At 70.4% G+C, this 12,339-nt stretch carries 12 protein-coding genes; 10 read left to right on the top strand and 2 right to left on the bottom strand.

The window, feature by feature from the left end; all coding sequences use genetic code 11:
• Positions 1–88: 88 nt before the first annotated feature.
• Together AB4880_RS03425 and AB4880_RS03420 are read left to right on the top strand one after the other, a co-directional pair.
• Positions 89–421, top strand: coding sequence for an STAS domain-containing protein (locus tag AB4880_RS03425; RefSeq protein ID WP_367917794.1), 333 nt, complete (start codon positions 89–91; stop codon positions 419–421).
• A complete protein-coding gene (locus AB4880_RS03420; RefSeq protein ID WP_367917793.1) occupies positions 418–2,121 on the top strand; it encodes a PP2C family protein-serine/threonine phosphatase in 1,704 nt (567 codons plus the stop codon). The genes AB4880_RS03425 and AB4880_RS03420 overlap by 4 nt, the downstream gene beginning before the upstream one ends.
• Positions 2,122–3,016: 895 nt before the next feature.
• Here AB4880_RS03420 and AB4880_RS03415 read toward each other — a convergent pair.
• Positions 3,017–3,196 (bottom strand): nitrilase-related carbon-nitrogen hydrolase, encoded by a 180-nt coding sequence (locus AB4880_RS03415; protein ID WP_367917837.1) that lies wholly within the window; start codon positions 3,194–3,196, stop codon positions 3,017–3,019.
• A gap of 305 nt (positions 3,197–3,501) precedes the next feature.
• Positions 3,502–3,693, bottom strand: a complete 192-nt coding sequence (locus AB4880_RS03410) for a hypothetical protein (protein WP_367917792.1) — start codon at positions 3,691–3,693, stop codon at positions 3,502–3,504.
• Positions 3,694–4,108: 415 nt separating this feature from the next.
• On the opposite strand from AB4880_RS03410, the gene AB4880_RS03405 reads away from it, so the two are divergent.
• The 8 genes from AB4880_RS03405 to AB4880_RS03370 all read left to right on the top strand — a co-directional run bounded on the left by AB4880_RS03405 (position 4,109) and on the right by AB4880_RS03370 (position 12,321).
• Positions 4,109–5,173 (top strand): extracellular solute-binding protein, encoded by a 1,065-nt coding sequence (locus tag AB4880_RS03405; protein WP_367917791.1) that lies wholly within the window; start codon positions 4,109–4,111, stop codon positions 5,171–5,173.
• A 29-nt stretch (positions 5,174–5,202) separates the two neighbouring features.
• On the top strand, positions 5,203–6,129 hold the full coding sequence (locus AB4880_RS03400; protein WP_367917790.1) for an ABC transporter permease: 927 nt from the start codon (positions 5,203–5,205) through the stop codon (positions 6,127–6,129).
• A 50-nt stretch (positions 6,130–6,179) separates the two neighbouring features.
• Complete coding sequence (locus tag AB4880_RS03395; protein WP_367917789.1) at positions 6,180–6,920, top strand: ABC transporter permease; 741 nt, start codon at positions 6,180–6,182, stop codon at positions 6,918–6,920.
• Complete coding sequence (locus AB4880_RS03390; protein ID WP_367917788.1) at positions 6,913–8,055, top strand: ABC transporter ATP-binding protein; 1,143 nt, start codon at positions 6,913–6,915, stop codon at positions 8,053–8,055. Before AB4880_RS03395 ends, AB4880_RS03390 begins: the two co-directional genes overlap by 8 nt.
• Before the next feature lie 6 nt (positions 8,056–8,061).
• On the top strand, positions 8,062–8,850 hold the full coding sequence (locus AB4880_RS03385) for an enoyl-CoA hydratase/isomerase family protein (protein WP_367917787.1): 789 nt from the start codon (positions 8,062–8,064) through the stop codon (positions 8,848–8,850).
• Between the two features lie 28 nt (positions 8,851–8,878).
• Positions 8,879–9,664 carry an SDR family NAD(P)-dependent oxidoreductase gene (locus AB4880_RS03380; protein ID WP_367917786.1) on the top strand — a complete coding sequence of 262 codons (786 nt, stop codon included), beginning with the start codon at positions 8,879–8,881 and terminating at the stop codon, positions 9,662–9,664.
• A 131-nt stretch (positions 9,665–9,795) separates the two neighbouring features.
• Positions 9,796–11,103 carry an NAD(P)/FAD-dependent oxidoreductase gene (locus AB4880_RS03375; RefSeq protein WP_367917785.1) on the top strand — a complete coding sequence of 436 codons (1,308 nt, stop codon included), beginning with the start codon at positions 9,796–9,798 and terminating at the stop codon, positions 11,101–11,103.
• A gap of 30 nt (positions 11,104–11,133) precedes the next feature.
• Positions 11,134–12,321, top strand: a complete 1,188-nt coding sequence (locus tag AB4880_RS03370) for a saccharopine dehydrogenase family protein (protein ID WP_367917784.1) — start codon at positions 11,134–11,136, stop codon at positions 12,319–12,321.
• The last annotated feature ends 18 nt before the right edge of the window (positions 12,322–12,339 follow it).

The raw sequence follows: 12,339 nt of genomic DNA, 5'->3' as shown, positions 1-12,339 counted from the left end.
CCTCGGCCGCACCCTCGGCCGAGCATGTTCCATGACGCTACGGACGAGGGCGTCGGCGTGAGACGCTGTGTCCGATCAAGGAGTGCGGATGGCGAAGTTCACGGCGGAGTCGCTCGACGGCACCTGGGTGATCCGGGTGGCCGGAGAGGTCGACATGACGTCGACCGACGACCTCCTCGCCCTGGCGACGGACTGCCTGGACCGTGGTGACCGTCTGCGCCTGGACCTCGGGGCGGTCACCTTCATCGACTCCAGCGGTCTCGGGATCCTCCTCCGGATCCGCCGCCACGCCGCCGACGCCGGCAAGCTGCTGACCCTGGCATACGTCGGCCCCGGCACCGAGCGGCTGCTCAAGGTGACCGGCCTCTACCCGCTCTTCGACATCGAGCCGAGCCCAGGCGAGACGACGGCGCCACGTTGACCGCGACCAGCGACCGAACCGCCGCACCCTTCTCGGGACCGCAGGGCACCGACGACCTCCCCGACGTCGAGCCGAGGCGCGTCGCGCGCCGCCCCGAGCGGGCGTTCGCGGCGATCGCGCTCCTCGGCCTGATCGCGACCGCGGTCGGCGTCGTCCTGGCAGTGCGGACCGACCGCAGCAACGAGAGACGACTGCTGCAGGTCCAGACGGAGCAGGCGGCAACGGTGCTCGCCTCGGCGACGAACAGCATCCAGGAGCCGATGGCGTCGGCCCTGGACGTCGCCGCGAGCGTCCTGCCCCGGCGCCGGCAAGCGGTGTTCGCGCAGCGTTTCGCCCGCAATGTCGGGGCCGACAAGACCTTCCAGTTCGGGGCGCTCTGGAGCCGGGGCCCCGACGGCTTCTCGGAGGTGTCGGCGATCGGAGGGCAGGCGGGCACCTCGCCGTCGAGCGCCCAGGCCCGCGCCCTCCTCGCTCGCGCCATGTCGTCCGGGACCCTGGCCGTGCGGTGGACGACCCAGGGACGCCAGACCCGTATCTCCTTCGCCCTCGCCGACCCGGTCTCCGGATTCGTGGTCTACACCGAGCGGGTGCTTCCGGCCGGCCGGCGGGTTCCGGTCGACCCGGGGTCGGGGTTCGCGGGTCTGGACTACGCGATCTACCTCGGCGACGCCGCGACGCCCGACAACCTGGCCATGACCGACGTCGAGCCGTCGAGCCTCCCCCTGACTGGCCTGACGTCCTCGACGACCGTCCCGTTCGGCGACAGCACGCTCACCCTGGTCACCCGGCCGCGCGACCACCTGGGCAGCTACCTCGGGCAGCTGCTGCCGTGGCTGGTCGGCTTCGGCGCGCCCCTCCTCACCGCGCTCGCCATGGCGCTCGCGCGCCAGGTTCTCCTGTCGCGCGAGCGCGCCGAGGCCGACACCCGGACCATCACCAGCCTCTACCGTCGCGTCGACAAGCTGTACGGCGAGCAGCGCGAGCTCTCCGTCCGGCTCCAGCGAGCCCTCCTGCCGCGCACCATCCCCACGCTGGCGGGCTACGAGATCGCCGCGGCGTACGTGGCGGGCGCCCAGGGCATCGACATCGGCGGCGACTGGTACAGCGTGATCGGCTTCGGGGACGACCGGTTCGCCTTCGTCGTCGGAGACGTGTCGGGCCACGGCATCGACACGGTGGCGGAGATGGCGCGTGCCCGGTTCACCGTCCGCGCCTATCTGGTCGACGGCGACAGCCCCCAGGTCGCGCTGGAGAAGTGCTCGCACCAGTTCGACATCACGACCGACGGCCACATGGTGACCGTCGTGGCCGGCGTCGGCGACCTGTGCACGGGCGAGCTGGTCCTCGCGAGCGCCGGACACCCGCCGCCGTTGCTGCTGTCCGCCGACGGCTCGACCGAGTTCGTCCCCGTCGAGGCCGGCGGGCCGCTCGGCGTCGGTCCCAGCACGTACCAGGCAACCACCGTCACCCTTGCTCCGGGCGCGACCCTCCTGTGCTACACCGACGGCCTCGTCGAGCGCCGTGCCGAGGACATCGACGCGGGATTCGCCCGGCTCGCACGGGCCGCCGCGAGTGACGAGCTGCGCAGTGGTCCGCTGGAGCCGTTCCTCGGCGGCCTGCTGGAGTCGATGCGGGACGCCGAGCGCCACGACGACATCGCCGTGCTGGCGCTCCGACGCACCGACCTCACCCCGCCCTGATCCCCCGCTGGCGCGGCGGAACGGCCGGATGACGACCGGCCGACCGGGTACTTCCTCGATTGTCGGCAGGGGCGCGACGACACGGGGGAAGAAGCGATGACCGTCCAGCAACATCACCACGACCGGAGCGAGGTCGACGAGACGTCCGGGCTCGTCCTCGTCCTCGCCATCCTCGCCGTCGCTGCGGCACTCGTCCTCGCGCTGACCTGAACGACGCCACCCGGGCGTGGCTTCTGGCGATCCGCGGCGCGGCGGAGGCAGTGGGCGTACTGTGGATGAAAGTCCGCCGCCCCTGGCGTGCCGTGCGTCAGCCGGAGCCGAGCAGGATGGAGCGCGTCGTGTCGGAAGCCGAGCATCGAGGTTCCGGCGCTGTGCCTGACCGCCGACTCCTGCTGGTTGCCTGTCAGGCCGAGGTCGTCACCGCGCGAGCTCGGCTCGATGATGCGCGGCGGCGCGGATCACGAGACGAGCTCGGGCAGCTGCGTGCCGCACTTCTCGCCGCGTTGGAGCAGTATGCGGCTGCGATCGAGCGGTCGGGAGCACCGGTCCCGGGGCGCCTGGGCGCCGAGCTCCGGCTCTACCGAGGCCTGCGCCAACGGTGGTGACGGGGGGCGTGCCCGCCGCGCTCGCACCCGCGGGCAGGAGCGTGTCTTACCCGAAGGAAAGAATCGACGGGCACGCACGCCTGTAGTACCCCGTCGCGGCGAAAGGACGCAGCGGCTCCGCGTTCCTTCTCAGGGATCAGACCGGACCGTATGGGTACGGCCGGGACAGTTGGTGGGATCCACCGCTCGACAGGACCTCGTCAGCAAGGCTCCGGGACGCTGGTGGGCGAGATGTTGGCGTCTCGGGGCCGCCGCCCCACTCGCCCGCCGATCCCGGAAACCGCGCCCGCTCAGCCCGCGGTCAGGGCCGCGTAGGTGTCGGGACGACGAGTACGCAGGAAGGGGAAGAGCGTCAGCCAGTCCTCCCGCTGTCCGAGCGCGAGGTCGGCGACCAGGACGGCCTCGGCGTCGCGCGGCGCCTCGACCAGCACCCGGCCGTAGGGGTCGGCGATGAACGACGAGCCGTAGATGCGGATCGCTGCGGTTCAGCCGGCGTCAGGCTGGGTCGAGATTTCGCGACGGTTTCTGGCTCGTCAGTGGCTCTTCGCGATCCAGCCGGCGCCTCAGCTTCGTCTCCCATCCACATGGACATCCTGGTGCTCCCGCTGCCGACCTGCCGGCGGCCTCTTCGCTCGTTCGCGTATCCGGGTCGTCCCGATCGAAGACGGCCCGACATTGCGAGTTGCGGTCGCCCATCGCGAGCGCGTCGAGAACCCGCCGATATATCGTCGGCCGGTCGTCCACCGACCCGTCGCGGGTCGTTGTTCGAGCTCTCCTAGACCCCGAACCTCTGGGCCTCGGCGCGCAACAGCGCGGCAGCCGCGCGGTGCACGACCACGGACAGTGGGCACGAGGACCAGTAGGGGATGGCGGCGGCCTCGTCTGCGGCCAGCTCCTCCTCTCTGCGGGCGAGCCGGAGCAGCGTGGCTCCGAGATTCGCGGCCGAACTCGTCAGCGACTGCTCCATGGTCCTCACCTCCGGTGTCCCGCCTTCGCCTGCTCTGGGGTTCGCTGCGAAGGTCCGGTGTCTGAGGACCAGTGCACCTCGATGTCGCCTACGTGGCATCGGTAGTTCTACGCATCCTCCTACGCAGGGGCGGAGCCTCCGTCTTGCGTCCGTCCAGCCGTACTCGGCGCCCGGTATCTGCGGCGGGTGGGGCCCATCGGGGCTCGGCCGGCACGGGCGACCCCGGCGCGACGGCACTCCGTCCACCCGTCCCATCGTGCGCGGTCGCGCCCACGACTCGACGCTCTGAGCGCCGGCTGAACCGAGAGTGTGACCTCCCCCACTCGGGCGATGCCCGCCCGTCACCGTGCCTCCACCTCCGTCGGACTCCGCGACCCTCCACTGAATCTCCCGAACCCCCGATGGAGGCACCCCCGTGCATCTCAACCGCAAGCTCGCTCTCGGCGTCGTCACCTCTCTCTCGTTGTTCCTCGCCACCGCGTGCGGCTCGGGTGGCGGTGGCGGCGCCGACGCCGACGGCATCTCGGGCGACCAGCTGGTGTTCGTCAATTTCGGCAGCGACGGCCTGACCGCCGCCAAGGCCGCGTGGCTGGACCCCTTCGCCAAGAAGACCGGCGTCAGGTTCGCGACCGACTCGCCGTCCGACCCCGCCAAGGTGAAGGCGATGGTCGAGGCCGGCAACACGACGTGGGACGTCATCGACCTCGACATCGGCTCGGGCATGAAGGGCTGTGGCACCCTCTACGAGAAGCGATCGAAGGCTGTCGACGTGAGCAAGATCGACCCCAGCCTGCTCGCGGACGACTGCGGCGTCCCGATCATCATGCAGACGCTGGCGCTGGTCTACAACAAGGCCAAGTTCGGCGACGACCCGCCGACGAGCATCAAGGACTTCCTCGACACGAAGCGGTTCCCCGGCAAGCGCGTCACTCTCAACTACGCCGCCGGCGGTCTCGAGGGCATGCTGCTGGCCGACGGCGTGGCATCGAAGGACCTCTACCCGCTGGACCTCGATCGGGCTGCGAAGGTCGTGAAGGGACTCGGTAGCGATCTCTCGCTGGTTCCCTCGCTCGCGGGCCAGTCCGAGGCCCTGGAGTCCGGCGACTTCGCAATGTGCTGGTGCTACCTCGGCCGCGCCGCGATCAGCGAGGAGCACGGCGCCGACCTGGGCGTCGTCTGGGAGAACGCCTACTCCGGCTGGGACATGCTCTACGCCATCAAGGGATCGAAGTCCCCGAAGGCGCAGCAGGAGTTCCTCAACTACGTGGCGACACCGGAGGCCCAGGCCGCCTTCACCGAGCAGCTCCCCTACGGCCCGACCACCCCGAGCGCGACGCCGGACGTGCCTGCGGGCCGCGCCAAGTGGCTGGCCAAGGGCCATGAGGACGAGATCGGTACGCCGTCCCTCCTCGACCCGCGGTGGTGGGACAAGAACACCGATGCCGCGTTCGCCGCGTGGACCGAGATGACGGCCGGCTGAGTCCCACGACTCAGTCACCCTCACCTGTGATGACCGGACACGACGCGTACCGCGGTCTGCCCGGCGACGAGAGGAAGACGATGACGACGAGAGGGGCGCGCGACCTGGTCCGGCCACTGCGCTGGCCACTGGTCGCGGCCCTTCCCGTCGGTCTGCTCGTCCTCACGTTCGCCTACCCGATCGCGCTCATGTTCGCGCGGAGCCTGACCGACTTCGTCCATCCGGACGACGCCGGGCTGGCCAACTACGAGTGGTTCCTGACCACTCCCGCCCAGATCACCATCCTTCAGCGCACGGTCACCGCGTCGCTGCTGGTCACCGGGCTGTGCGCTCTCATCGGATTCCCGTACGCCTACCTGATGACCGTCGTCGGATTCCGGTGGCGGATGCTGCTGCTGGGCGCCGTGCTGATGCCCTTCTGGACCAGCCTGATCGTCCGCACCTACTCCTGGCTGATCCTGCTCGGCGACAGCGGACCGGTCACCGGCGCGCTGCGGTCACTGGGCTTCGGGGAGGTCCGCCTCGTCGGTACGACGTCGGCGGTCGTGATCGGGATGACGCAGGTCCTGCTGCCCTTCTTCATCCTGCCCCTCTATGCCCGGCTGCTCCAGATCGACCGCGCGCTCCTGCGCGCGGCGCAGATCCACGGCGCGAGCCCGGCCACGGCCTTCCGCACGATCTACCTGCCGCTCGCCACGCCCGGCATCACGTCGGGCGCGACGATCGTGTTCATCGTGTCCCTCGGGTTCTACTTCACGCCCGCTCTGCTGGGCTCCCCGCAGAACAGCCTGCTCTCCCAGCAGATCGTCGAACAGGTGAGCCGGCTGCTCGCCTTCGGTCGGGGAGGGGCCATGGCACTGGTGCTCCTGGTGCTCACCCTCGCGCTCCTGGGCCTCGGTGCACTGCTGACCCGGCGCTTCACCAAGGCGCTGGGTATCGGAAGCGAGGCCCGCTGATGCGCGAACCCCGGCGTCTGGCCCTCAAAGCATTCTGCGTTCTCGTCGCCGTGCTCCTCGTTGCACCGACGCTCGTCGTGATCCCGATGGCCTTCACGAGCTCGCGGACCTTCAGGTTTCCTCCGCCCGGCCTGTCGACCCGGTGGTTCGGCGAGCTCTTCGCCGACCCCGCCTGGATGGACTCGTTCGTCCTGTCACTCAAGGTCGGCGGCGTCGTCGTACTCCTGGCGACGAGCCTGGGGACGATGGCCGCCTTCGCGCTGGTGCGCGGCACCGGATGGTGGCGAGCACCGCTGAACGGCTTCCTGCTCGCCCCCATGATCGTGCCCGGAGTGATCACGGCGATCGCGATCTACTACGTGTTCCTACAGTGGCACCTCTCCTCGACGTTCCTCGGATTCGTGCTGGCGCACACGGTGGTGGCGCTGCCGTTCGTGGTCCTCACCGTGGGTACGTCGTTGCAGGGGGTGGACCGTCGCCTGGAGCGCGCGTCGACGAGCCTCGGGGCCGGCCCGGCCGCGACCTTCCTCCATGTGACGCTGCCGCTGATCGCGCCCGGCATGGTGACCGGCGCCCTGTTCGCGTTCCTGATCTCCTTCGACGAGGCGATCATCTCGCTCTTCCTGTCGGGCCCCTTCAACCGGACGTTGCCGGTGCAGCTCTACCAGAGCGTGTCGACGACGCTCACGCCCACGATCGCCGCGGCCTCCACACTCATCATCACCCTGAGCAGCGCGATCCTGCTCCTCTCCGCCGTCATCGCCAGCCGAAGAAGGACGAAGCATGTCTGAGCCGATGCTCGGAGCAGCCATCGAGCTGCTCGACCTCCAGAAGCGGTACGGCGACGTGACCGCGCTCGCGAACGTCTCCCTGGACATGCCGGCGGGCGAGTTCGTCACGCTGCTCGGCCCGAGCGGATCGGGAAAGACCACGACGCTCAACGCGATCGCGGGGTTCCTGCAGCCAGACAGTGGCCGCATCCTGGTCGACGGGTCTCCGATCGAGGCGGTCCCTCCGCACAAGCGCAATATCGGCATGGTCTTCCAGAGCTACGCGCTCTTCCCCCACATGACCGTCCAGGCAAACGTGGCCTACCCGCTGAAGCGGCGCAAGATGCCGAAGCACGAGCTCCAGCGACGCGTGGCGGAGAGCCTCGAACTGGTGGGTCTCGACGGGATGCAACAGCGCTATCCCCGTGAGCTCTCCGGCGGGCAGCAGCAGCGTGTGGCATTGGCGCGGGCCCTGGTGTTCCGGCCCCGCGTGCTGCTCATGGACGAGCCGCTGGGCGCGCTGGACCGCCGACTGCGGGCGAGCCTGCAGCTGGAGTTCAAGCGGATCCACCGCGAGCTCGGTATCACCTTCGTCTACGTGACCCACGATCAGGACGAGGCGCTGGTCATGTCGGACCGGATCGCTGTCTTCAACAACGGCTCCATCGAGCAGGTCGGTACGGCATCGGAGCTCTACGAGCGCCCGACGACACTCTTCGTGGCCGAGTTCCTCGGCGACTCGAACGTGCTGCCGGGAGTCATCGCCGACGGCCCGGCGGGACGACGGCTGCTCGGCCAAGGCTACGAGCTGGCGCTACCCGAGGCGGCCGCGCTCGCCACGGGCTCCAGGGGCGTGATGACGGTGCGCCCCGAGCGCGTCACCGTCGTACCGGACACGCCGACCGCTCCGCGGAGGTGCGGGAACACCCTCGCGGGGCGGGTGAAGCAGGTGATCTACATGGGCGGCATCCGGCGTCTGGAGATCGACGTCGCGGGCTTCACCATGCTCGCCCAGGAGCAGGCCGGCACCGGGGCCGCGGTCGCGGCCGGCGACCCGGTGCTGGCCGTCTGGGACGCCGACCGGTCGGTCGTGCTCCCCGACGAGCAAGGCGAAGCGACAGCGGGAGCGGTGACCGGCTCGCTCGAGGAGGTCTGACCAGGCATGCCCGCCACCGTGCTCGTCGACACCGTCGACTGCGTCCGCACCATCACCCTCAACCGGCCCGAGCGCCTCAACGCACTCGACCCCGACCTGCTCGACGCGTTCGACACTGCGTTCGCCGACCTGCCCGGCGACGTTCGGGCCGTCGTTCTGCGGGGCGCCGGCCGGGCCTTCTCGAGCGGCCATGACCTCAAATGGTCGGCGGAGGAGGACGCTCAGGAACCGAAGACCGAGACGGAGCTGGCGGCCACGACCGAGCGCCTGCACGAGATCACGCGCCGGATCAAGGCCTGCCCCGTCCCGGTGGTCTCGCGGGTGCACGGCTACGCGATCGGCGGCGGCGCGGAGATCGCGCTGAGCGCCGACCTGGTCGTGGCCGGAAGCTCCGCGACCTTCCGGTTCACCGAGACCGCCGTCGGTCTGGTCGTGACCAACGGGTTCACCGGGGTTCTGCCGCGCACGGCCGGACCCGCGGTCGCCAAGGAGATCATCCTGCTCGGCGAGCCGTTCGCCGCCGAGCGCGCCCAGGCCTGGGGCCTGGTCAACCGCGTCGTCCCCGACGACGACCTCGACGCGGAGGTGGCGCGGATCGTCGCCACGCTGCGCACCAAGTCACCCACCGCACTCCGGCTGGCGAAGAACCTCCTCGACCGCGGCTGGGAGGGCAGCCTCGAGGACGTCATGCGACGCGAGACCGAGGCCAGCGTCGAGGCCGCCCAGAGCGCGGAGGCACGCGAGGCCGCTGCGGCGTTCACCGAGGGGCGACGCCCTTCCTTCTCACTGTCCTGACCACCGCCCCACGAAGGAGCTCCACCCCATGACGTCATCGCCACCCAACGACACCGTCGCCACCGGTTCCCTCGTCCTCGCCGGGCGGCGGACCGTCGTCACCGGCGCCAGCCGGGGCATCGGTCGTGCCCTGGCGATCGGGCTCGCCGAGCACGGTGCCGACGTCCTCGCCGTGGCCCGCTCCGAGGCGGACCTGGCCGAGACGGTGAAGCTGGCCCACCGTGCGACGGGTTCGGTCACCGCGCACATCGCCGACCTGTCGGACCCCGACGAGGTCGAGGCCGTCGTGGCCCGCGCGGTCGAGGTGCTCGGCGGGATCGACATCCTGGTCAACAACGCCGGTACCACCCAGATGGGATCGATCGAGCAGGCCGACCTGGCGGGCTACCAGCAGGTGCTCACTCTCAACCTGCAGTCCTGCTGGCTGCTCTGCCGCGCCGCGTCCGACGTGCTCGGCGAAGGCGCGAGCGTGATCAACGTGGCCTCGATGCTCAGTGTCGTCGCCAGCCGCAGCGAGTCGGCCTACATCGCGGCCAAGCACGGGCTGCTCGGGCTCACCCGTGCCCTGGCCCTGGAGTGGGCGCGCCGCGGCGTAAGGGTGAACGCGCTCGGTCCCGGCTATGTGCACACCGCCATGACCGACCCGGGCCTCGTCGACGACCAGTACGCCGCGTGGGTCCGCAAGAACACGCCGATGGGCCGCTGGGCCCAGCCGGAGGAGATGGTCGGTCCGGTGGTCTTCCTCGCGTCGCCGGCGGCGTCCTTCGTGACCGGTCAGCTGCTGGTGGCCGACGGCGGCTGGACCGCCAGGTAGGCCCGACCGGGTAGCCCACTCGGGGGTGACTCGCGCTCCACCTGCTCCGGGCCGGCTGCCTTGCCACCAATCTGGCTGCATCGGAGATCCACGAGCTCGTGGATCGATTCGCCCCTGAAGGAGCTGGCCACGTGTACGAGACGGCATCCACCCCGCTGACCTACCTGCCGGGCAGCGGGTGGGCGGACAAGCCCACGGACCTCTCCCCCACGCTCGAGGGCAACCAGTCGTGTGATGTCGTCGTCGTCGGTGCCGGCATGGGCGGCATGATGGCCGCGCTCCGGCTCGCCGAACACGGCAAGGACGTGGTCCTCCTCGAGGCCGAGATCTGCGGCTGGGGGGCCAGCGGCCGCAACGCCGGCTATGTCACGCAGACCCTGGGCAGCGACCCCCGCATCCTCAAGAGGTTCTACGCCGACAGGGCCCGAGCCCTCTACCGGTTCGCCAAGCAATCGGTCGCCTTCACCGAGTCGGTCATCGAGGACCACAAGATCGACTGCGACTACGTGAGGACCGGCAACGTGGCGACCGCCACCAGTCGGCGAGCGCTGCGGAAGATCGAGAAGACCATCACGCCCAACGAGCGCGTGAGCGTGGGCGACGCCGAGGCACTGGGCATCCCCGAGCGCTTCATCGGCGGCATGCACATCAAGGTCGGCGGCATCCTCAACCCGGGCAAGTACGCCCTGGGCGTGCGTGACGTCGTCCGCGCCTCGGCGGTCCGTGTCTTCGAGCACTCCCCGGTCACCGACCTCCGGGACACGGGCAGCGGGGTGATCGTCGCGACGCGCGGCGGCCGGGTCCACGCGCGCCAGGCAGTCCTCGCGAACAACGGCTTCATGAACCAGCTCGGCATCGCTCCGCGCAACCTCAGCACGCCCGCCTGGGTGACCGCGATCGAGACGGAGCCGGTGTCCGACGAGCAGCTCGACGCCGAGGGCTGGACGAGCCGCGCGCCGATCACCACGAACCACTTCGTGATGCAGAGCTTCCGCACCACCGCACGTGGCACCATCGTGACGACCAGCCGCAGCCTGCAGACCGCTCGCCACGCGCAGCTGGGCAAGCTCCCCAGGCAGTGGGTCGTCAACGACCTGGTACGCGGCCTGCATGAGCGCTTTCCCGGACTGACCGGACTCTCCGCCGTGCGCGCCTGGGGCGGCTGGATCGGCCTCACCCCCTCCAACATGGCGAACGTCGGGCAGCTCACCCCGAACGTCTACTACTCGATGGCCTGCAACGGCCACGGTCTCCCCCAGGCGCCGTACCTCGGCACCCTGCTGGCCGACCACCTCGCCGGCGAGGGAATGCACGACGACCTCTCGGCGGTGTGGCGCGAGACCCAGCGCTTCCTGCCTGGCGTCGTCTACCCCACGACCCTGCGTCTGGGCTGGACCGCCGACCGGATCACTGACCGCCTCAGCGGCGTCCTTCGCTGAACCCCCACCTCAGATCGGAGCATCCTCACCATGACTGACACCAAGGCGCCCCTCGGCACCGTCCTCATCGTCGGCGGCGCAGGGGCCATGGGCCGCTGGGCCGTCCGGGGCATCGCGCAGCTCGGCTCGGCGGAGAAGCTGCTGGTCGCCGACATCGACCTGGCCCGCGCGGAGCAGGTCGCTGCCGAGGTGGGCGGGCCCTGTGCGGCGATCCGTCTCGACGCGACCGACGCCGGCGCCATGAAGGCGGCGTTCGCCGACTGTGACGTCATCCTCAACACGATGGGCCCGTTCTCCAAGTTCGCACGCCCGATCCTCGAGGCCGCGATCGACGCCGACTGCCACTACCTCGACATCGACGACGACTGGGAGTCCACCGTCGAGGCCGACGAGCTCGACGCCCGCGCCCGCGAGAAGGGCCTGATCGTCGTCAAAGGCATCGGCGGCAGCCCCGGCATCTCCAACCTGGCCGCCCTGCTGGTCGCCAGGCGCCTCGACAAGGTCACCGAGATCTTCACCGGCTGGTCGATGCGCGGCGCCGTGCTCGAGGAGGAGGCGGCCTACCCGGCCGCCGACGGCGCCGGCGCTGCCGTCGAGCACTGGCTGATCCAGATCAGTGGGTCGATCCGCGCCTACCGCGACGGCGCCCCCAAGGACATCGAGCCGCTGCTCCCGGTCGAGCTCCTCTACCCCGGCAAGGGCCCGGTCACCGCGTACACGGTCGGCCATCCCGAGGCGCTCACCCTTCCGTCGTACCTCCCGACGGTGGTCAACTGCACCAACCTCACCTCCGGGCCCGCGTGGGTGTTCGACCACGCGCGCTCCGTCGCCGCGCAGTACGACGCCGGTGAGCTCAGCCTGAAGGAGGGCGCCAAGAAGCTCGAGGAGTTCCCGCCGCCGCCGGCCGACGCCCCTCGCACGCGCGACCCGCTGCACCAGGTCTGGGCCATGGCGCGCGGCGAGCGTGACGGTGAGCCGCTGGCCATCGCCGTGGAGCCCACCTCGATGCCCCCGGGCAAGATGGGTGGTGGCACCGGCGCCGCGCTCGCGGTCGGCCTCGAGCTGCTTCGCCAGGGCCTGATCACGAAGCCGGGGGTGCACGCCCCCGAGGGTGCGATCGAGCCGGAGGACTTCTTCGAGGTCTTCCGCTCGTTCGTCGATCCGCCCGTTGCGTCCGTCGAGGACCTGCTGCTGATCACGGAGGGCCCGGTCGCCTGAGCGCACAGTGAAGCCCCG

Source organism: Nocardioides ginsengisoli (assembly GCF_039537225.1).
GTDB classification, from domain to species: domain Bacteria; phylum Actinomycetota; class Actinomycetes; order Propionibacteriales; family Nocardioidaceae; genus Nocardioides; species Nocardioides ginsengisoli.
The sequence above is the reverse complement of the archived record's forward strand: the minus strand, read 5'-3'. Positions and strand labels throughout refer to the sequence as shown.

Bases quoted from the DNA above. Each gene is read 5' to 3' on its own strand.
- AB4880_RS03390 (WP_367917788.1), top strand. From the start codon at position 6,913: ATGTCTGAGCCGATGCTCGGAGCAGCCATCGAGCTGCTCGACCTCCAG.
- AB4880_RS03385 (WP_367917787.1), top strand. From the start codon at position 8,062: ATGCCCGCCACCGTGCTCGTCGACACCGTCGACTGCGTCCGCACCATC.
- AB4880_RS03370 (WP_367917784.1), top strand. From the start codon at position 11,134: ATGACTGACACCAAGGCGCCCCTCGGCACCGTCCTCATCGTCGGCGGC.
- AB4880_RS03425 (WP_367917794.1), top strand. From the start codon at position 89: ATGGCGAAGTTCACGGCGGAGTCGCTCGACGGCACCTGGGTGATCCGG.
- AB4880_RS03380 (WP_367917786.1), top strand. From the start codon at position 8,879: ATGACGTCATCGCCACCCAACGACACCGTCGCCACCGGTTCCCTCGTC.
- AB4880_RS03400 (WP_367917790.1), top strand. From the start codon at position 5,203: ATGACCGGACACGACGCGTACCGCGGTCTGCCCGGCGACGAGAGGAAG.
- AB4880_RS03410 (WP_367917792.1), bottom strand. From the start codon at position 3,693: ATGGAGCAGTCGCTGACGAGTTCGGCCGCGAATCTCGGAGCCACGCTG.